This window comes from Caulobacter sp. FV1ye6ST (assembly GCF_058681225.1).
This window is the reverse complement of the sequence record NZ_CM178733.1, coordinates 3112747-3132739: the sequence shown is the minus strand read 5'-3', so window position 1 is coordinate 3132739 and position 19993 is coordinate 3112747. Positions and strand designations below refer to the sequence as shown.

Here is a 19993-nt window from a genome sequence, read left to right as displayed (position 1 = left end):
GCAACTATGCGGTGAGGATCCCATCGGCCAGTTGGCCCACGCGTGGATCGCGGATGTGGGCGCGGCGGCTGGCCATGATGGCGATGAAGTGGTGGGCGGTCATCGACTCCATATAGGCCACGTCGCCGACGCTGACCTGGCTGCGCGCCATCAACAGGCTCGCGGCGAAGATCAGGCCGCCGCCGCCCAGGATCGCGGCGTTCAGCCGCTTGTTCGAATACATGTTCCGCATGAACTGCAGCATGACAGTCGCCATGGCCGCGCCCATGGCCAGCGCCATCCAAGCCGGGGTCTGGCTCAAGGCGACGTGACCTAGAGCATTTTCCGATTGGATCGGAAAAGGCTCTAGACGGTGGTCTGCGTTCCCATTTCCACGACGCGGCCCGGCGGGATGCGAAAGAAGCTGGTGGGATTGGCGGCCACGCCCATCATGAACGCGAAGAGCTTGTCCTGCCAGATCGGCATGCCCTTGGGTGAAGGGATGATTGTGCGTCGGCCCAGGAAGAAGCTCGTCTCCATGATGTCGAACTTCAAGCCCAACCGGCGGCTCTGGTTGAGAGCTTGCGGCAGGTTGGGGCTCTCCATGAAGCCATAGGTGACGGTGAGGATCTTGAAGGCGTCATCGACAGGCTCCAGGCGCAGGCGCGTGGCCTCGTCCACGCGGGGCGTGGCGGCGGTGCGCACCGTCAGGATGACGTTCTGGGCGTGCAGCACCTTGTTGTGCTTCAGGTTGTGCAACAGGGCCAAGGGCGCTTGTTGGGGCTCGGAAGTCAGGAAGATCGCCGTGCCGGACGTGCGATGCGGCGGTTTGGCGGCCAGCGTCCGGACAAGGTCGGCCAGGGGCAGGGTGTCCTGCTGGGCTCGCAGCGCCAGGCGGCGCGCGCCCCGCGCCCAGGTCAGCATGGCCGTCACCAAGCCGCCGGCCAGCAGCAAGGGCAGCCAGGCGCCTTGCGGGATCTTCAGCAGGTTGGCGCCGACGAACACCACGTCCAGTCCGCCGAACACCACCAGCGCGGCGACGGCGTTCCACAGCGGACGATTCCACAGCCGACGAATGATGACGAAGAACAACAGGCTGTCGACCAGCATCGCCCCGGTCACGGCGATCCCATACGCGGCCGCCAGGTTCGACGAGGTCTTGAACATCACCAGCAGCGCCAGGACGCCGACCAGCAGCACGGTGTTGACGCCGGGGACGAAGATCTGCCCCGCCTGCGTCTCGCTGGTGCGCCGGATGACGATGCGTGGCAGCAGACCCAGTTGCACCGCCTGCTGGGTCATGGAAAAGGCGCCGGTGATGACCGCTTGGCTGGCGATCACCGTCGCGGCGATCGACAGCAGCCAGACCGGCCAATAGGCCGCCTGCGGGATCATCTGGAAGAACGGGTTGCCGCGGGCTTCCGGATGGCTCAGCACCAGAGCGCCCTGGCCCAGATAGTTCAGCAGCAGGCAGGGCAGGACGAAGGCCAGCCAGGCGATCCGGATCGGCGTCTTGCCAAAATGGCCCATATCCGCATAGAGCGCCTCGGCCCCGGTCACCGCCAGGAAGACGCTGCCCAGGATGGCGAAACCCAGCAGGCCGTTATCGATCAGGAAGAGCGCCCCGTAGTGGGGTGAAAGGCCCCACAAAATCCCGGGATCGTCGCGGATGTGAAGCAGGCCGAGCACCGCCAAGGTCAGGAACCAGAGCGCGGTGATCGGTCCAAACAGCCGCGCGACGCTGGCCGTACCGCGCGACTGGACCATGAACAGGCTGACCAGGACGCCAATCGTCAAGGGCATGATCAGGAATGACAAGGTACGTCCAAACTTGGGGACCTCCCGCAAGCCTTCCATCGCGCCGAGCACCGAGACGGCGGGCGTGATGATGCCGTCGGCATAGAAAAAGGCCGCGCCCAGGATGCCCAGGACCAAGACCGCGAACGAGCGCCGCCGTCCCGGGGTCTTGGCCAGGGCGCGCTGGGCCAGGGCCATCAGGGCCAGCGTCCCGCCTTCGCCCTTGTTGTCGGCGCGCATCAGGAAAACGACATATTTGAGCGTCACCACCAAGATGAGGGCCCAGGTCACCAAGGACACGACGCCCAGCACCGCCAGGGGCGCGGTCCCGCCTGACCGCGAATGGGCCAAGGCTTCGCGCATCGCGTAAAGGGGGCTTGTTCCGATATCGCCGAAGACCACCCCGATCGCGCCCAAGGCCAGAGGCCAGAAGCGCTCGGCCGACGGCGCGGCATGGCTGTCGGTCGCATCGGTGACGATTTGGGTCATGTCATCCTCGCCAGCGCCGCACCCGGGCGCCTCCAGCGCGCCAAGGTTCGCGGTTCAAGCGCGCGAACCTCAAGGACGATGCATCAGGCGGGCTCATTCCGTCAGCACCAGGCAATCCTCGCCCTCGGCGGCCAGCAGAGCGCAGGCCGCGTCGGCGCCTTCGGCGGTGCGGGCCGCGAAGCGCGCCGCGAAGAGACGACCGATCCTGGCCACGTCCCGCGACCGGGTCCCAAACCGGCGGGGATGGCGCTTGACGACATCGGCCAGGCGCGCCTGGCCGCGCGCCTTGGAGCGGAACGCGCCAACCTGCACCCAAAGGCGGGGCGGCGGCGAGGCCGCGGGCGAGGCGTCGCCCTGCGCCGTCGTCGGTTCGGCCTGGGTCAGGGCCGCCTGAATGACGGGCGGCGAGGCGACATCGTCCGAAGCGGCCGAGGCGTACGAAAGGGGCGCGGCGGGTTCGGCCAACAGGTCCGCGACCGTCAACTCGAAGCCGGCCGAGCGGATCGCGAGGCTGGAAAAGCTGGCCTGGACCAGTTTGGCCATGAACGCGTCGCGGGACCGCGCCGAGCGACCACCTAGCACCACGGCGATCACCCGCCGACCGTCGCGCGCGCCCGAGGTCAGCAGATTGTAGCCGGAGGCGTTGATGAACCCGGTCTTGAAGCCGTCGATGCCAGGGCGGGCCAGCAGGCGATTGTGACCCTGGATCAGCCGTCCGCGGAACACAGTCTGTTCCTGGTTGAAAATGGCGTAGTCGTCGGGATGGTCGCGCAGAAAAGCCCGGCCCAGCAGCGCCAGATCCCGCGCGGTGCTGAAATGGCCCGCTTGGGGCAGGCCCGAGGCGTTGCGAAACTGCGTGTGCGCCAAGCCAAGGCTCCTGGCCTTGGCGGTCATGGCGCGCGCGAAGGCGGCCTCGTTCCCGGCCAGATGCTCGGCCAGGGCCGTGGCGATATCATTGGCCGACTTGACGACCAGCACGTCCATGGCCTCACGCACGCTTATGCGCTCACCGGCCCGCAGGCCAAGCCGGGAAGGGGGGCGAGACGCGGCGCGTCGCGAGATGACCACCTGATCGGCCGATTTGACGCGCCCGGCGTCCAAGGCGTCGAACGCCAGATAGAGCGTCATCACCTTGGTCAGGGAGGCCGGATAGCGTCGCGCATCGGCGTGGCGGGCGTAAAGGGTCTCGCCGGTCCACGCGTCGATGACGATCGCCGCGAAGCGTTGCTCGACCGGACTGCCGGCCTCCGCCTGGGCGGGCGCGCGGAAGAGCGTCGCGACGAGGACGGCGAGGAGCATGATCGGCGCAAGGCGCGGACGCGACGACAAAAGCATGGGCAGTCCGCCGGCCAGCGGTCCCTAAACTGGATAGGAGTGTGTGGCCCATGTCGCCGCCGGTCCGGTTAACGAGATCTGAATTCGAGCCGATAAAGTATCGTTGCACGATGTTTTGTTGTCTCAAAGCGCCTTGGTGGGGGGCTCGACGACCCACGAGCCGATTGAGGGCCCGCGGCCATCGTTACGCAGGCAGATCCAGGCGCCCGCCGGCCGCCTGGGGCTGGCCCGTCAAGCTCAGCGCCGGGCCATCGATCTGGGCGGTGACCAAAGCCTCGACCGGCCGCGCGGCGACGGCGTCCGGCGCGTCGACGAAGACCCCATGTTGCTGCTCGCCGCAGCCCCGGGCCGTCGCCAGGCCCTTGAGAAAGCCGCGCCGCACCGCGCCGGCGGTAAGCGCCTCGCGCACCTCGTGCTCATGGCGATCCGCGCGGCCAGGCGTTCGCAGGTCAGCGAGGCGGGGCGGGATGGCCGTGGCGTCGGGCCACGCGACAGGCCTTGGCGCCATCGGGCCGCGACGCCCCGCGGACCAGAGGCGCCGCGCCAGCCAGAGACTCGCCGACCTGTTGATCGGAAGGCTCGGTCCGGGCTTGGGCTCCGCCCGCCAGGAGCGCCAGGAGCGGCAGGAGCGCCAGGATAAGCAAGACGGCTAGGCCGGCTTCGCGGATCATGGGTTGGAGCCTTTCGCGCTCGACGACGCTGGGTCGGGCAGGGCGTAGGCGATCAGGGCGTCGCCGATCGGCGTCTCCATGAAGTGATGCCCGCCGGCCATGATCACCAGATATTGCTTGCCGCCGACCTCATAGGTCATCGGCGTGGCTTGGCCGCCAGCCGGGAGGACGTCCTGCCAAAGCGTGCGGCCGGTCTTCAGGTCGACCGCCCGGATCAGATTGTCGGTGGTCGCGGCGATGAAGATCACCCCGCCGGCCGTGACGACCGCCCCGCCATTGTTGGGCGTGCCAATGGTCAGAGGCAGGTGCGAGGGGATGCCGAACGGACCGTTGGTGCGCGCCGTGCCCAAGGGGCGATCCCAGAGCGTCTTGCCGCTGAGCAGGTCGATGGCCCGCAGGCCGCCGTAGGGCGGTTGCTTGCACAAAAGGCCCGTGACCGGCAGGCGCCAGCCGGCGTTGACGTCGATGGCGTAGGGCGCGCCCGCCTGCGGATCTCCCGCGCCCTCGGCGCCCTTCTTCAGGCTGCCGCCGCGTTCCTGGCCGCGCGGCGCCCAGCCCTTCTTGTCGGCTTCGGCGCGCGGAACCAGGCGATTGTAGTTGGGCATGTCGTTGTAGTTGGCGACGATGACGCCGCGCACGGGATCCACGGCCACGCCGCCCCAGTCCGAGCCGCCGTTGTAGCCGGGATATTCGACATAGCGGCCCTTGGTCTCTGGAGGAGTGTAGAAGCCCTTGTAGGTGGCCAGTCGAAACTGGATCCGGCAGATCATCTGGTCGATCGGCGACATGCCCCACATCGACCTTTCGGTCAGGTCGGGCTTGCGCAGGGTGTGGTAGAGCGAGAACGGCTGAGTGGCCGCGCGTTCATGAGGCTCGACGCCGCCGGTGGGGACGCGCCGCTCGACCACCCCGGTCAGGGGCGATCCGGTCCGGCGGTTCAGAACATAGAGGTCGCCTTGCTTGCTGGGCAGGATCAAGGCGGGCACCGGACCCCGCGTTGTCGGGAAATCCACCAGGGTAGCCTGCGATCCGAGGTCATAGTCCCAGACGTCGTTATGCACCGCCTGGAACGACCAGACCTCGCGTCCCGTCGCCGCGTCCAGCGCCACCAGCGAGGTGGAATGGGCCTTTTCGCGCGAGGTGCGCAGGCCGCTCCAATAGTCGACCGCTGAATTGCCGAGCGGCAGATAGACCAGGCCCAAGGCCTCGTCCGCCGTCGCCGTCGTCCACATGTTGGGGGTGCCGCGCGTGTAGGTCTCGCCAGGCGGCGGCGCGCCGGTCCGCTCGGGCCGCGCCATGTCCCAGGCCCAAACCAGCTTGCCGCTGACCACGTCGTAGCCCTGGATCACGCCGGAGGGCGCGTCGCGCTTTTGGCCGTCGAGCACCTGGTGGCCCGTGACCACGACGCCACGCACGATGGTTGGGGCCGAGGTGATGGAGAACATGCCCGGGACGTGCCGGCCGATCCCCTGGGTCGTATCGACCTGACCGCCGAAACCGAAGCCGGGGCAGGGACGGCCCGTGGCCGCGTCCACGGCGATCAGACGCGCGTCCAGGGTCCCCTCGATGATCCGGGTGGCGCACACCTCGCCCGACTTGGCGCCGGGCACGGCGTAGTAGGCAACCCCGCGGCAGGCGGCGGTATAGGGGATGTGGATGTCGGCGACCTTGGGGTCGAAGCGCCAGCGCGTCTTGCCAGTGGCCGCGTCTAGGGACATCAGAATGTTCTTGGGCGTGCAGAGATAGAGGCTGTCGCCGACCTTCAGCGGCGTGGTCTCCGCGCCGTATTGCGATCGCGCCTGGGCAGTGGTCGGCAGGTCGCCCGTGTGGATCAACCAGGCTCGCTGCAGTCGGCCGACATTGGTCGGTGTGATCTGCGCCAGGGTCGAATAGCGCTGGGCGCCGTAGGTTCCGCCATAGGCGGGCCAGTCGGCGCCGGCCGCCCCCGCCGCCAGCGGGCCAGGACCGAGCGTCGTCGCGCCGGGGGGCGGGGCGCGGCCGGCCACGAGTACGGCGATCACCAGCACGGCCATCAGCGTGCTGGCCCCGACCGCCAGCCCCAGGCTCGCGCGACGGGGCGCGCGGTCCCGTGTCAGGTTGGGGACGCTGGCCATGACCAGCAGCAGCAGCATGAAGGGGCCGACCAGCCTTGGGGTCAGCGCCCAGCCATTGAGTCCCGATTCCCAAAGCGCCCAGACCAAGGTCGCGGCGAAAACCCCTGCGTAGAGCCAGGCGCCCCGGACGCGACGGCGAACCATTAGCGCGCCTGAGCCGACCAAGCCCAATCCCGCCAGCAGGTAGTAGGGCGATCCCCGGACGAGCACGAGCCAAAGGCCGCCCGCTGACAGGATCGCGCCGATCAACACCAGGATGACGCCCACGGTTCGTGCGAACCAGGCGGGGCCTTGGACCAGGGTCTTGGGGGCGTTCATCATTGGAGGTCTCGGCTGGAATCTGTGCGCGGCAAGGCGCGCGAGCAGCGGTGAGCGGCCGCGCACCACAGACAATGCGTGAGACGGCCCAGCGGCGCCGAAAAAAGATCGCTTCACGATGTATTTGTTTTTCGTGGGTGACGCGAGATGGCGCTGGAGCGCTCAGGCCGTGTCCGCCGTCGCCGCGCGGATCCGGCAGGCCAAGTGAAAAAACGAACGACCCGAAGCCGGTTTTGCTTGACCTCGGCGGAGCTTGCGACAAGTTTCCGGCCAGACATCAGGCTGCGGTTGTGGCCAGGCCGCGCCTTCGGGCGAATACGGTCCGGCGTCCGTCGATAACCTGACGCCACGACAGCTCGATCCATTCTGGAGGCCGCCGTGGCAGAACACATGACGTTTGCACGACCTATCTTGAAGCCCGTCCTGGCCTTTGGCGGCCGCTCGCCCGGTGGTCTCTCGGCGCCCTCGTCTCTGATTTCGAGGGCCTGACGCCATGACCCCTTCTCAACAGGACCGGGTTCGCCCGATGTCGGCGCTGCGCGCCTTTCTCCAGCACGAGGCGTCTGGCGGGTATGTGCTGATGGCGGCCGCCGCGTTGGCGCTGGTCGTCGCCAACACGCCCTTGGCGGGCGCCTATTTCGCGCTGCTGGGCCATCACCTGGGCTTTTCCCTGGGGCCGGTCTCGCTCGACGAGAGCGTGCTGCATTGGATCAATGACGGCCTGATGGCTGTCTTCTTCCTGCTGGTCGGGCTGGAGATCAAGCGCGAGGTCCTGGACGGCCAGCTGTCGCGGCCCTCGCGCATCATCCTGCCGGGTTTGGCCGCCTTGGGCGGGGTCGCCGCGCCGGCCCTGATCTATCTGGTCTTCAACGCCGCCAATCCCGAAACGCGCGCCGGATGGGCCATTCCGTCGGCGACCGACATCGCCTTCGCGCTCGGCGTTCTGGCCTTGCTGGGCGATCGCGTCCCCACCTCGCTCAAGATCTTCCTGACCGCTATCGCCATCATGGACGACCTGGCGGCCATCGTGATCATCGCCATCTTCTATACCGCGCAGCTTCACCTGGGCGCCCTGGCGGTCTCGGGGGCCATCCTCCTGGGCATGGTCCTTCTGAACCGACTCGGCGTGAAGGCCCTTTGGCCCTACCTGCTGGGCGGCATTCTTCTATGGTTCTTCGTCCTGGAGTCCGGTGTCCACGCGACCCTGGCCGGAGTGGCGCTGGCCATGGTCATCCCGCTGCGCAGGAGCCCCGCCTGTCCCGACGACGTGACCTCGCCGCTTCATCGGCTGGAACACGCGCTGCACAAGCCGGTGGCGTTCGTGATCGTGCCGCTGTTTGGTTTCGCCAATGCGGGCCTGTCGTTCACCGGCGTCAGCCTAGGCAACCTTCTGGACCCGGTTCCGCTGGGCGTCGCCCTGGGCCTGTTTTTCGGCAAGCAATTGGGGGTCTTCGTCACCGCCTGGGCGATCGTGCGGCTGGGCTGGGCCGACATGCCCAAATACGCCTCGACCGGCCAGCTCTATGGCGTGGCGGTGCTTTGCGGCATCGGCTTCACAATGAGCCTGTTCATCGGCAACCTGGCCTTTCGGCAAGCCTATCTGGTCGACGAGACGAAGATTGGCGTGCTCGCCGGCTCCTTGGCTTCGGCCTTGCTGGGAATGCTGATCCTGCGCGCCGCCAAGTCCGATGTCCCCGAAGGTGTCCGCGTCCCAGCCGAGGTCGTGGAGGAAGACGCGCGGATGGACCCCCGATAGGCGCATGGTGTCGCGTCGGGCGCTCCTTTCCAAGCCGTAGAATTTACGAGGCATCCATGACAGCCTTCGATCTTGCCGCGATCTTCCTGGCCCTGGTGGGGCTGGTGGGCTGGTTGAACGTCCGGTTCTTCCGTTTGCCGACCGCCACGGCGATGGTCCTGGCCGGGCTTGCCGGCGCGGGCCTGTTGCTGGCGGCGCGCGCGTGGCTTCCGGGACCCAATGCGGCGGGTCAGCTCGTCGGCGCGATCGCGGGCGTCGATTTTCCCAAGACCGTGCTCGGCTACATGCTGGCCTTTCTGCTGTTTGCTGGGGCCATGCAGGTCAGCCTCGCGGAGCTTCGCAAGCGGCTGCTGGCCATCGCCAGTCTGGCGACCATCGGCGTCCTGGCCTCGACCCTGATCGTCGGCGGCGGCCTGTGGGCGACGGCGAGGTGGCTCGACCTGCCGCTAACGTTGCCTTGGGCGTTCGTGTTCGGCGCGCTGATCAGTCCGACCGACCCGATCGCCGTACTGGCGGCGGTGCGACAGGGCAGCCTGTCGAAGACCCTCGAAGCGGTGCTCCAGGGCGAGGCCTTGTTCAATGACGGGATCGGCATCGTCGTGTTCACCGCTGCGGTCGCGATCGCCAGCGGGGGCGGGGACCTCCACCCCCTGCAGGCGATCGGCCAGGTCGCCATCGAGGCCATTGGAGGCCTGACCCTTGGCTTGGCCGCTTCGCTCCTGGTCATCGCCGGCATGAGGGCCATCGACGACTACGCTGTCGAGGTCGGGCTCTCCATCGCGCTGGCGGTCGGCGTCTACGCCCTGGCCGACACGCTCCACGTCAGCGGTCCGATCGCTGTCGTCGTCGCGGGGCTGATGGTCGGCAATCTGGGCATGCGCACGGCGATGAGCGACATGACCCAGAGGCACGTGCACGGCTTTTGGACCCTGGTGGATGAGATCCTCAACGCCTTGCTCTTCCTGCTGCTGGGTCTGGAATTGGTCGTGGTGCCGTTCGATACCAGGATGATGGGCCTGTGGATCGTGGCCATACTGCTTGTGGTCCTGGCGCGGCTGATCGTCGTCGCGCCCTGGGGCGCCTTCTTCCGGCGCCATGAACAGCAACGCGGCGCCAGTTTGCTGCTCGGTTGGGGCGGTCTTCATGGGGCCTTGTCGCTGGCGCTGGCGCTTACCCTGCCTCTGGGCCAGGCTCGCACCCTGATCCTGTCGACGACCTTCGCGGTCGTGATCTTTTCGGTGCTGGCCCAAGGACTCACCTTCGGGCGGCTCGCCGCGAAATTCGCGGCGCGACAGGAACGGTGACCAGCGGGACGCGGCTGCCAACGGTCCGAGCCATTGCGCGATCCCTACCGCGGGCGCCGCGTGAGCGCTTGAGTTGAGACCCAGACTAATGCCCGCCGCTTTGCGGCAGGTAGGTTTTGTCGTGCTGGCCGACGCGCTGGATCAGGGTCGTGGTCGCCGCGTTCATCCCCGTCAGGCTCACCTCCGCGCCCTGGCGGCGATAGCGGAACACCACCTTGTCGACGGCCGCCGCTCCAGTGAGGTCCCAGAGGTGGGCCTCGGTCATGTCGATTTCGACGCGCCGGGGATGGCCGTGATGCTCGAAGCTGGCGGCGAACAAGTCCGCCGAGGCGAAGAACAACTGGCCGCTGACACGGTAGCGCAAGTGGCCTTCCTCCGGCGTCTCCAACTCCATGACGATGATGGTCTTGCCGACCTTGCGCATGAAGAAGATGGCCGAGAGGATGACGCCCAGCACGACGCCCTTGGACAGATCGTGCGTCGCGACCACGGCGGCTGTGGTGGCGACCATCACGATCGACGACTGAATGGGCGTCGAGCGCAGCCGCGACACCGAGCTCCAATCGAAAGTGCCAATCGAAACCATGATCATCACCGCCACCAGAGCGGCCATTGGAATGCGAGCCACCCAGTCCTGCAGGACCAGCATCAGGAACAGAAGGAAAAGACCGGCCCAAAGGGTTGAGAGGCGGCCGCGCGCACCTGAGGTGACGTTGATCATCGATTGGCCGATCATGGCGCAACCGGCCATGCCGCCGAACAGGGCCGAGGCGATGTTGGCGATGCCCTGGCCGCGTGTCTCGCGATCCTTGTCCGAAGGGCTATCGGTGATGTCGTCGATAAGGTTGGCGGTCAGCAGCGATTCCAGCAGGCCGACGAAGGCCAGGGTCGCGGAGATCGGCGCGATGATCCGCAGGGTCTCCCAGGTCAGCGGAACCATCGGCAGATGGACGGCCGGCAAGGTCTTGGGCATGTGACCCATGTCGCCCACGGTGCGAACATCTAGGCCGGTGATGATGGCGAAGGCGCTGAGCACGATAATCGCCACCAGCGCCGAGGGTACGGCCTTGGTGAGGCGCGGCAGGCCGTAGATGATCGCCAGGCCCGCGCCGACCATGGCGAAGGTCTGCCAGTTGGCGCCGATCAGCTGTGGCATCTGGGCCAGGAAGATCAGGATGGCCAGAGAGTTGACGAAGCCGGTCATCACGCTTCTGGAGACGAACTTGATATAGCGACCCAGCTTCAGCAGGCCGATGATGATCTGGAAAACGCCGCATAGGAGAGAAGCGGCGAACAGGTATTCCAGGCCATGGTCACGAACCAGGGTGACCATCAGCAGCGCCATGGCGCCGGTCGCGGCCGAGATCATGGCTGGGCGTCCACCGACCAGGGAAATGGTCACAGCGATGACGACGGAGGCGTAGAGGCCAACCGCCGGATCGACGCCGGCAATGATCGAAAAGGCGATAGCTTCCGGGATCAGCGCCAGAGCCACGACGGTCCCCGCCAACAGATCGCGGCGAGGATTGGCGAACCATTGCTGGCGCGCCGAAGCAAGTAGCGTCATGTGAACTTCAGTCTTCAGGTCGAGCGGTCAGCGCGAAGCGCTTCAAGTCCGCTTGGGTTTCCCGAGGGATCGGCGCCCGGGGTAGCCACCCGATCTTGTCGGGTCCTTGTTGCCGCCCTCGAATGGCGCAAGTGGCCTGGGAAAGCAAGGCGATCAGCCCTGTTCCCAAGGCGCGTTCGCGGGCGACCCAAAAGGTGATTTCAGAGGCTGATCAAGGGTCTGTCGGCTCGGTTCTTTGGACATTCCAATGCTCGACGATGCTGAGACTCTCGCGATGGCCGGGTGGGTTCGCATAGTCCACCAGGGTGATGATCCGAGGCTGGGCCTCAAGCAAGACGATGCTGCTGGCCCCAGGGTGCGGGGTGAACCCGGACGCGGTCGGCAGGGCCTGGATCGTCTTGTTGAGCCGTTCGACGAGTTCGAAATCGCGAACCTCGGTGACATGGGCGGCCATCGACAGGCTGTAGGGGCCAGCCGGGCCGCCGCCGATCGCGATCGACACCCGCGGGTCCGCGGCGATGTTGGCGAACTTCTGGCTGTCGGTGGCGACCACGAAATAGAGCGCATGTTCGCGCCGGAAGTAATTGACCAGGGTGACCTGTGGCCAGCCGTCGGGGCGGTTCGTCGCGAGGGCCATCAGGTGGCTGCCGTCCAGGACGGCGAGGATGCGGGCCCGGAGGCCAGCCTCGTCAGTGGTCTGAGGAGGCTCGGCGGATGAGAGGGGCATGGTGCTGTTCCTATTTCAGGTCGATAGCGGTCGCTGTTGATCCTTGGGAGGGGCGATGGCCCAGGCGTCGGGCCAGTCCAAACCAACCGCCGCTGGCGATGGCGATCAGCAGAGCACTGACCAGGAGGCCCAGCGAGGGCGGTGCGACCTTGAAGATCGTGTCCAGGGTCGGCACGGCGAAGATCAGGGCCAGGAAGCCGGATGCCGCCGCGGCGATGATCCAGTAGATGCGGCGATGCGGCGCGAACAGTCGGCCTCCTGAAGAGGACGCATCGGCCAGGGCGAGGATCAGGTTGCCGGCGACCAGGGTGAGGAAGGCCGCGCCTCGCGCTTGGTTTTCCGGGTGATGGGCGAGCGCCCGGAGATAGATCCCCAGCACGCCGGCCAGCACGCCAGTCCCCTGCAGCAGGGCCAGGCCAAGCTGGAGAGGTCCGAACAGCGGCTCGTCATGGCGTCTCGGCGGCCGCTTCATCGCGTTCGCGCCGCCGGGCTCAGCCTCGAACACCATCGCGCAGACAGGATCGATCACCAGTTCCAGAAACACCACGTGCATCGGGTAGAGCAGGGGCGGCAGGCCCATGACGATCGGGATCAGCGCGACCCCGGCGATCGGCACATGGATGGCGGTGATATAGACCAGCGCCTTGCGCAGGTTGACGAAGATCCGCCGTCCAAGCCGCACGCCGCCGACGATCGAGGCGAAGCTGTCGTCGAGGATCACCAGGTCAGCGGCCTCGCGGGCGACGTCCGTGCCCTTCTGTCCCATGGCGATGCCGATATGAGCCGCTTCCAGCGCAGGCGCGTCATTGACCCCGTCGCCGGTCATGGCGACGACCTGGCCGTCGGACTTCAAGGCCTGGACGATGCGCAGCTTCTGCTCTGGGATGATGCGGGCGAAGATCCTGGTCTCGCGAAGGCGCTCGGCCAGGGCCGTGTCGTCCAAGGCGGCGATCTCGCCGCCCAGCAACACCCCGCCGGAGGTGTCCAGGCCCGCCGCCTTGGCGATGGCCAGGGCGGTCGCCGGGTGATCGCCGGTGATCATGACCACGGAGATGCCCGCCTCCCGCGCCTCCTTCAGCGCCGCCGGGACATCGGCGCGGACGGGATCAAGGAAGCCGATAAGCCCCGCGAATTGGAACGGAGCGTCTTCTGGAGTCTCAGGAAAGCTCGCTTTGGTCTGGCAGGACGCCGCGCCCAGCACCCGCAGGCCCTGGACGGCGAACCGCTCGACGACGTCCGTGAGGCGAGCGACTTGATCATCGGGCAGGCGGCATAGCCGGAAGATCGCCTCTGGCGCACCCTTGGCGGCGGCGCGCCACTGATCCGCGGGCTCGCGCCAGACCTGGATCATGGCCATCATTTCGGGGCGAAGGGGCCAGGTGCGGTCCGGCTCAGCCAAGACGCCGGAGGTGGCGGGCGTCGAGACCTCGAGCACAGCCCGCACCGCCTTGTCCATCGGATCGACGGGATGGACGGCGCAAGCCAGTCCGGCCACGTCCAACAAGCCGAGCGCCCCGCCAGCCAAGGCGACGTCCGGCGCGACGGCGACATCTTCGTCCTGCGTCCAGAGACGAGCCACCCGCATCCGGTTCTCGGTCAGGGTGCCGGTCTTGTCGACGCACAGGAAAGACGCGCCGCCCAGCGCCTCGATCACCGCGCTGCGCCGGACCAGAACCTTCTGCTTGGCGAGACGGCCGGCGCCGAGCGCCAGGAAGACCGCCAGCACCATGGGAAATTCTTCGGGGATCAGGGCGATGGCGACCGTGATCCCGGCCAGGACGCCGCCAACCCAGTCCTGACGCAGCAGCCCGTAGGCGATAGCGACAACGGCGCAGAAGGCGATCGCCAGTCCGCCCAGCAGAGCGACCAGGCGCCCCGCGGTCTTCTGCAGCGGGGTGGGCTCCTGAACGATCGCGGCCAGAGAGACACCGATGCGACCCAGCGCCGTATCGGGCCCTGTCTTGCCGATCCGCGCCACGCCCTGGCCCCGGACGATCAACGTCCCCGAGAACAGATAGGGACTGGTCTCGGCGCCAGGCCGGGTGTCGGCGTCGGCCGCTTCGCCCTCGATCAGCGGGCGCTTGGACACCGGGGCGGATTCGCCGGTCAGGGCGGATTCATCGACGCTCAGGACATCGCCCGCGACCAAGGCGCCGTCGGCGGGGAGGCGTTCGCCTTCGCCGACCAGAACGATGTCGCCAGGAACCAGATCGCGCGCGGCGAGGCGAACTTCGATCCCATCGCGGATAGCACGGGCATGGGGTTGAGAGAGATCACGCAGGGCCGACAGCGCTCGCTCGCTGCGCGCCTCCTGCAGCACGACCAGCCCGATGGTGGCCATGGCCCCGGCCATCAGGAACAGGCCTTCGCCAAGGTCGCCCAGCACCAGATAGAGGCTCGCGGCCCCAATGAGCAGCAGGAACATCGGCTCGCGCAGGGTGTCGAGAATGATCCTCGCCAAGCCGCGGCTGGAGGCCTGGGGCAGGGCGTTGGGGCCGAACCGCGAGAGCCGTTGCGCGGCCTCTGCCGTCGTCAGTCCGCTGAGGCCGGCGCGGGCCATGAGGCTTGTCCGTTCCGCCGGCGCTCGCCGGCTGTGAAGGTCAATGCGAGAGAAGGGTGGGACAGGGAACGCGACTGAGACTGTGCTGGGTCGCGCCGCCGAGCAGGAACTCGCGCGCCCGCGAATGACCAAAGGCGCCCATAACTATCAGGTCTGGCTGGGTTCGTTCCAAGTATCGATCCAATCGCGCTCTTGAGGGTCATTTCGGAGGTGACTTGGGCGCGCCCAGGATCATGAAGCGGGCCAGGGGACGCTTGAAGAGCAGCAGGTAGGTGACGTGACCGGCGACCAGAAGCATCAGGCCGTTGCCGAACAGTTCGTGGATGTCGCCGAGCGGACTTTCCTCGCGCCCCTCATCCTCTTCGCCACCCTCGTGCTCGCCGCGCGTTTCAACCTGCGCCGCGACCGGTCCGGATGCGGGACTTGAGGCGGACTTGAGGGTTCGCCCCCGATCCATCGCGATGCCCGTCCCGGTCACCCCGATCAGGCAGACAGCAATGCCGAGCAGCAGGACCCGACTGATGGCCGGATGGGTGAAGGCGTTGTCGAGCTTGAGGCCATGGATTTGCGGGTAGAACCGCATGAGGCCCAACTGGGGCGCGCCCGTCAGCGCCATGATCACACGCAACAGGATCACAACCGCGACGCCATAGCCAAGCCAGGCGTGAACAGCCCCCCATTCGGTGCTGAAATAGGCCGCCAGCACCAGGACGGCGAGCACGGCGTGGTAGGCCCGAAGGCGCGTCATGACCGGCATGGCCAGCCCTTTCTCGGTGTTGAGGTCGCGTTGCGATCGCGCCAAGGACCACAGGCGGCGCGTAATCCTTGAGACTGTCGGGAAGGCGATGCGTCGGCGGCCGGATCCTGTGTCCGAGCGCCGCCAACGGTCTGCCAGTGATCAGACCCCTTTCGGGTCCGACCGCTTGGCGATCTCGCATGAGATCGTCGTCTGGAATGGCCGCCTAGATAACGTCAATTCGCCGGGGCGCGGGACGTTCCGCGCCAAGCGGCCGCCTCGGCCGGAATCTGGCCGAGGCGTTTGGCGTTACTTGCCGGCCAGCTGGTCGTGAGCGGCCTTGTAGCGGGCATAGTGGTCGCCCTCGTCGGCGGCGATCTGGCGAAAGAGGGCGGCGGTCTTCAGGTCGCCAGCCTTTTGCGCCTGGTCGGCGAAGCCGATGTACATGATCTTGTTCTCGTACTTCTCGCCGGCCATGGCGTCGAGCAGGTTGGCGGCGTTGGTTCCGTCCAGCTTCAGGGCGTCGGCCTCACGCGCGAAATGCTCGTTCGCCTCGACATTGGCCGAGTCCTCGAACAGCTTGGCCAGGGCTTCATTGCCGCCTTCGCGGGCGACCTCGGCGTAGCGACGGTACTTGAGGTTGGCGAAGGCCTCGCCGTGCATGGCGGCCTGTAGGTTCTCGCGGGTCTGGGTAGACAAGGTGTCGGCGGCGAAGGCCGTACCGGTCGAGACGATGGCGGCCAGCGCGGCGGCGGCCAGAAGCTTGGTCAGGGTCATGTGAAGTCTCCGAGGTCGCGCGGTTCGCGCTTCGTCAACCTCCGCCCGCAGCCTGACGAAAACCTGACAGGCCTGGCGATCGCGAAAACTGGCGTCCGTCAGGTTTTCGTCAGCCGCCGCGGTCAGCCTGGCGATCAAGGAGCGCCCGCTCCGGATCTCAGCGGAGAAAGTCCATGCGCAAATTCTTGATCTCGGCGACCATCGCCGCCGCCACCCTGTCCATCGCCGGCGCCGCCGTCGCTGGCCCCAAATGCACGACCGAGCCCAAGGCCAAGTGGCTGACCGAGGCCCAGATGAAGGCCAAGATCGCGGCCCTGGGCTACACCAAGATCAAGACTTTCCAGGTCAGCGGCAGCTGCTACGAGATCTATGGGACGAACAAGGCCGGCAAGAAGGCCGAGGTCTATTTCAACCCTGTCTCCGGCGCGATCGTTCAGGACAACGAGGACTAGACGCCAATGTCGCCTCAAACCTCGGGCGACGCCGTTCCGGTCTCCAGCGCCTTGGCGCCGCCGCCCCCGGCGCGCGTCAAGGTGTGGGATCCGCTCGTGCGCCTCTTCCATTGGACACTGGCCTTGGGCTGCATCGCCAACCTGACCGTCCTGCGGGAGGTCAAGACGGTCCACCGTTATGTCGGCTATGTCGTGCTGGCCGCTGTCGTGATCCGCCTGGTCTGGGGCTTCATCGGTACGCGACATGCCCGCTTCGCCGACTTCGCGCCCGGCCCGCGCCGCCTGCTGGCCTATCTGGTCGCCCTGTCGCGAGGCCGGGAGCCACGCTATGTCGGGCACAATCCGGCGGGGGCGTTGATGATGCTCGCCTTGATAGGCCTTGTCATGACGTGCGGCGTCACGGGTTGGATGATGGGGCTAGACGCCTTCTGGGGCGAGCGGTGGCTTGAAACCCTGCACGAAGGCGCGGCCAATGTGATCCTGGTCATGGCGATCGTCCACGTTGTGGCGGCGCTTGTCGAAAGCTGGCGCCACCGCGAGAACCTGGTCCTGTCGATGATCACCGGTTTCAAGCGCGCGCCGAAGGGAAGCGACGTCCGCCATGCGCCTGCTGCTGATTGAGGACAATGCGCGCCTGGGCGAGTTGATCGTCGAAGGGCTCGAGCGAGAGGGCTTCGTCATCGACTGGCGCGAGACGCTGGAAGAGGGGCGGGAGGCGCGAGGACTGGCGGCTTATGACCTGATCCTGCTGGATCTGGGCCTGCCGGACGGCGATGGCCTGGATCTCGTCAGGCGCCTGCGCCGTGATCGTGATGTCGTACCGATCCTGATCCTGACCGCGCGCGGCGGCCTGGGCGAGAAGATCGCCGGGCTCGACGTCGGCGCCGACGACTATCTGGTCAAGCCGTTCGACATCGCCGAGCTGGCGGCGCGTTGCCGAGCCCTCCTGCGACGGCCCGGCGCCTGCCTGGGCGTCGTCCTGAGCGCGGGCAATGTCGCCTTGGACACCGCCGGCCGGAGCCTTCAGGTCGCGGGCGTCAGCGTCGCCATCACCCCTCGGGAGCTGGCTTTGCTTGAACGCCTGTTGCGGCGTGCGGGTCAGGTCGTTCCCAAGGCCAGCCTGGAAGATCAGCTCTACGCCATGGATGCGGAAGTGACGCCCAACGCCCTCGAGGTAGCCGTCTCGCGCCTGCGCAAGCGCCTCGCCAGCGCAGGGGCCGACGTCATTTTGCGAACAGCCCATGGTGTCGGCTATGTCCTGTTGACCTCATCGCACGCGGCTTCCGCGCATGGCTGAGGCCACACCCGTCGCGCCGCGCCGACAAAGTCTGTTCACGCAGATCGCCCTGCGGCTGACCCTGTTGGCCCTGGTCTTCGCCCTGCTCGATGTGGCGATCGTCGTGCCGATGTACGCCAATGACCAGCAGGCGCTGGCGGAGGACTTCATCGCTCAGCAGGCGCGACGCGCCGATCGCCTGATGGCCGGCGGGCCCCATTCGCAGGAGGCTTCTGCCGCCTTGGCCCAGTTGGCTAAGCCCGCAGGGGTGAGCGTCTGGCGGGTCGAGGTATTTGACGCCAGGCAACGCTTGGTGGGCAAGGCGGGGGATCTGGCTGGCGCTTCCACGGCGCCGACGGCGGGCATGCTGGACTGGACCCAGCGCGAGACCACCTCTCAAGGCACACGAATTTTTGGGGTTCAGCGGTTTGATGGCAAGGCAGGGCCCCGCTGGATCGCGATCACCGCGCAGGCCCGTGGAAATCGCCTCTACTGGCCGGTGATCGGCCAGGAACTGGTCGAGCATGTCGCCCTGCCGCTCATTCCGCTGACCCTGCTCCTGCTGCTGTTCAACGTCCAGGTCGTCGGCCGCCTGCTCAAGCCGCTGTCGCTGGCGGCTCGTCAGGTCGACGCCCTGGATCCCGGCCGCATGGACGCCAGGCTGTCCGAGCCGGACGCCTCGCGGGAGGTCGCCGCCCTGGTCGGCGCGGTCAATCGGGCGCTGGATCGATTGCAACAGGCCATGGGGCTGCTCAAGGGCTTTACCGCCGATGCGGCCCACGAACTGCGCACGCCCCTTTCGGTTCTGCGGCTGCGGATCGAAGGCCTGCCCGATAGTCCTGGCAAGGCTCGCCTGGCCCAGGAGGTCGAGTCGATGACCCGCCTGGTCAACCAGATGCTGGACCTGGCCCAGGCTGACGCCCTGGAACTGACCGATGCGCAGGACATCGACCTGGCCGCCCTTGCGGCGCGGGTCGTTGGACAGATCGCGCCCCACGCGTTCGCGGCCGGCCACGACGTCCGCCTGAATGATCTGGGCAAAGCTCGGCTGCGTGGCCATCCGGACGCCTTGGCCAGAGCCCTGCGGAACCTGATCGAGAACGCGATCCGTCACGCCGATCCCGAGGGGCCGATCGAGGTCACCGTCGGTCCCGGGGCGCGCCTGTCCGTCCGCGATCATGGCCCCGGCCTTGCGAGTGAGGATATTGACAGGATCTTCGACCGCTTCTGGCGCAAGTCCCGCGCCGCCGATGGCGGGGCGGGGTTGGGCCTTGGCATCGTCCGCAGTCTTGTCGAGGCCCACGGCGGCGTCGTGACCGCCCGAAACGCCGACGGTGGCGGCGCGATATTCACCTGTATTTTCACCGCCGCTGACCCAGGCGCGACCCTGGCCCGATGGCCTCGCGATCGTAGCCCTTTGAAGGACCTTCCCCATGAGCCGCCTGCATAGTGAAAGACATCTGGTGGCCCGGATCGGCTGGCTGCGCGCAGCGGTCCTGGGCGCCAATGATGGCATCGTGTCGACCGCCAGCCTGATCGTCGGCGTGGCCGCCGCCAATCCCGACAAGGGCGCCATCCTGTTGGCCGGGGCCGCCGGCCTGGTGGCGGGCGCGATGTCGATGGCCGCTGGCGAATATGTTTCGGTCTCGTCCCAATCCGATACCGAGAAGGCAGACTTGGCCCGTGAGCGAGCGGAGCTTGCCGCCGACCCGGCCGCCGAGCTGGACGAACTGGCAGGGCTCTATGTGGCCCGCGGCGTCACGCCGGAGGTGGCGCGGCAGGTCGCCGAGCAGTTGATGGCCAAGGACGCGATCGGCGCCCATGCCCGCGACGAGCTGGGGATTTCCCCCCACACGACGGCCCGCCCGGTCCAGGCGGCCCTGACCTCGGCGGCGACCTTCACGGTGGGGGCGGCCTTGCCGCTGGCGATCGTTTTCCTGGTTCCCGCTGCCTGGCTGAACCTCGGCGTCGCGCTGGCCGCGTTGTCGTGCCTGGCCGTGCTCGGAGCCGTTGGCGCTGGGGCTGGCGGCGCTGGCGTTTGGCGCTCGGTCGTGCGGGTGACGTTCTGGGGCGTCGCGGCGATGGCGCTCACGGCGGGCATTGGTCGGCTGTTTGGCGCGGTTGTTTAGCGCCAA

Annotated in this window: 19 protein-coding genes and 1 other annotated feature; of the genes, 7 read left to right on the top strand and 12 right to left on the bottom strand. The window is 67.4% G+C overall.

The window, feature by feature from the left end; all coding sequences use genetic code 11:
• Positions 1-4: 4 nt before the first annotated feature.
• The 6 genes from ACW175_RS15125 to ACW175_RS15100 form a co-directional block, all read right to left on the bottom strand.
• Positions 5-301 (bottom strand): hypothetical protein, encoded by a 297-nt coding sequence (locus tag ACW175_RS15125; RefSeq protein WP_492100870.1) that lies wholly within the window; start codon positions 299-301, stop codon positions 5-7.
• Between the two features lie 44 nt (positions 302-345).
• A complete protein-coding gene (locus ACW175_RS15120) occupies positions 346-2265 on the bottom strand; it encodes a potassium transporter Kup (protein ID WP_492100869.1) in 1920 nt (639 codons plus the stop codon).
• 93 nt (positions 2266-2358) lie between these two features.
• Positions 2359-3564: a D-alanyl-D-alanine carboxypeptidase family protein gene (locus ACW175_RS15115; RefSeq protein ID WP_492100868.1), complete on the bottom strand. Its 1206-nt coding sequence runs from the start codon at positions 3562-3564 to the stop codon at positions 2359-2361.
• 220 nt (positions 3565-3784) lie between these two features.
• Entirely contained in the window at positions 3785-4009 is a 225-nt protein-coding gene (locus ACW175_RS15110) for a hypothetical protein (RefSeq protein ID WP_492100867.1), read from the bottom strand.
• A 40-nt stretch (positions 4010-4049) separates the two neighbouring features.
• Positions 4050-4271 (bottom strand): hypothetical protein, encoded by a 222-nt coding sequence (locus ACW175_RS15105; RefSeq protein ID WP_492100866.1) that lies wholly within the window; start codon positions 4269-4271, stop codon positions 4050-4052.
• Positions 4268-6706 carry a membrane-bound PQQ-dependent dehydrogenase, glucose/quinate/shikimate family gene (locus ACW175_RS15100; protein ID WP_492100865.1) on the bottom strand — a complete coding sequence of 813 codons (2439 nt, stop codon included), beginning with the start codon at positions 6704-6706 and terminating at the stop codon, positions 4268-4270. The genes ACW175_RS15105 and ACW175_RS15100 overlap by 4 nt, the downstream gene beginning before the upstream one ends.
• A 490-nt stretch (positions 6707-7196) precedes the next feature.
• Here ACW175_RS15100 and nhaA point away from each other — a divergent pair, with 490 nt between their 5' ends.
• Together nhaA and ACW175_RS15090 are read left to right on the top strand one after the other, a co-directional pair.
• The gene (nhaA, locus tag ACW175_RS15095; RefSeq protein WP_492100864.1) at positions 7197-8459 is read left to right on the top strand and encodes a Na+/H+ antiporter NhaA; all 1263 of its coding nucleotides are present in this window, start codon (positions 7197-7199) and stop codon (positions 8457-8459) included.
• Positions 8460-8515: 56 nt separating this feature from the next.
• Positions 8516-9763: a cation:proton antiporter gene (locus tag ACW175_RS15090; protein ID WP_492100863.1), complete on the top strand. Its 1248-nt coding sequence runs from the start codon at positions 8516-8518 to the stop codon at positions 9761-9763.
• An 85-nt stretch (positions 9764-9848) separates the two neighbouring features.
• Here the strand turns inward: ACW175_RS15090 and ACW175_RS15085 are convergent, their stop codons facing one another.
• The 6 genes from ACW175_RS15085 to ACW175_RS15060 form a co-directional block, all read right to left on the bottom strand.
• On the bottom strand, positions 9849-11330 hold the full coding sequence (locus ACW175_RS15085) for a SulP family inorganic anion transporter (RefSeq protein ID WP_492100862.1): 1482 nt from the start codon (positions 11328-11330) through the stop codon (positions 9849-9851).
• Positions 11331-11385: 55 nt separating this feature from the next.
• Positions 11386-11439 (bottom strand) — a sequence feature (sul1 is cis-regulatory element that is thought to sense ions involved in sulfur or methionine metabolism; They are found in Alphaproteobacteria).
• Between the two features lie 102 nt (positions 11440-11541).
• On the bottom strand, positions 11542-12057 hold the full coding sequence (locus ACW175_RS15080) for a pyridoxamine 5'-phosphate oxidase family protein (RefSeq protein ID WP_492100861.1): 516 nt from the start codon (positions 12055-12057) through the stop codon (positions 11542-11544).
• Positions 12058-12067: 10 nt separating this feature from the next.
• Entirely contained in the window at positions 12068-14617 is a 2550-nt protein-coding gene (locus ACW175_RS15075; RefSeq protein WP_492100860.1) for a cation-translocating P-type ATPase, read from the bottom strand.
• A gap of 40 nt (positions 14618-14657) precedes the next feature.
• On the bottom strand, positions 14658-14789 hold the full coding sequence (locus tag ACW175_RS15070; RefSeq protein ID WP_492100859.1) for a universal stress protein: 132 nt from the start codon (positions 14787-14789) through the stop codon (positions 14658-14660).
• A gap of 27 nt (positions 14790-14816) precedes the next feature.
• On the bottom strand, positions 14817-15374 hold the full coding sequence (locus ACW175_RS15065; protein ID WP_492100858.1) for a cytochrome b/b6 domain-containing protein: 558 nt from the start codon (positions 15372-15374) through the stop codon (positions 14817-14819).
• 288 nt (positions 15375-15662) lie between these two features.
• Positions 15663-16130 (bottom strand): ferritin family protein, encoded by a 468-nt coding sequence (locus tag ACW175_RS15060; RefSeq protein ID WP_492100857.1) that lies wholly within the window; start codon positions 16128-16130, stop codon positions 15663-15665.
• Between the two features lie 173 nt (positions 16131-16303).
• Here ACW175_RS15060 and ACW175_RS15055 point away from each other — a divergent pair, with 173 nt between their 5' ends.
• Genes ACW175_RS15055 through ACW175_RS15035 form a run of 5 tightly spaced genes read left to right on the top strand, consistent with a single transcriptional unit; the run spans position 16304 to position 19987 of the window.
• On the top strand, positions 16304-16582 hold the full coding sequence (locus ACW175_RS15055; protein WP_395443928.1) for a PepSY domain-containing protein: 279 nt from the start codon (positions 16304-16306) through the stop codon (positions 16580-16582).
• Between the two features lie 6 nt (positions 16583-16588).
• Positions 16589-17203, top strand: a complete 615-nt coding sequence (locus ACW175_RS15050; protein WP_492100856.1) for a cytochrome b/b6 domain-containing protein — start codon at positions 16589-16591, stop codon at positions 17201-17203.
• On the top strand, positions 17184-17879 hold the full coding sequence (locus tag ACW175_RS15045; RefSeq protein WP_492100855.1) for a response regulator: 696 nt from the start codon (positions 17184-17186) through the stop codon (positions 17877-17879). The genes ACW175_RS15050 and ACW175_RS15045 overlap by 20 nt, the downstream gene beginning before the upstream one ends.
• Positions 17872-19308: a sensor histidine kinase gene (locus ACW175_RS15040; RefSeq protein ID WP_492100854.1), complete on the top strand. Its 1437-nt coding sequence runs from the start codon at positions 17872-17874 to the stop codon at positions 19306-19308. The genes ACW175_RS15045 and ACW175_RS15040 overlap by 8 nt, the downstream gene beginning before the upstream one ends.
• Entirely contained in the window at positions 19292-19987 is a 696-nt protein-coding gene (locus ACW175_RS15035) for a VIT1/CCC1 transporter family protein (RefSeq protein ID WP_492100853.1), read from the top strand. The genes ACW175_RS15040 and ACW175_RS15035 overlap by 17 nt, the downstream gene beginning before the upstream one ends.
• The last annotated feature ends 6 nt before the right edge of the window (positions 19988-19993 follow it).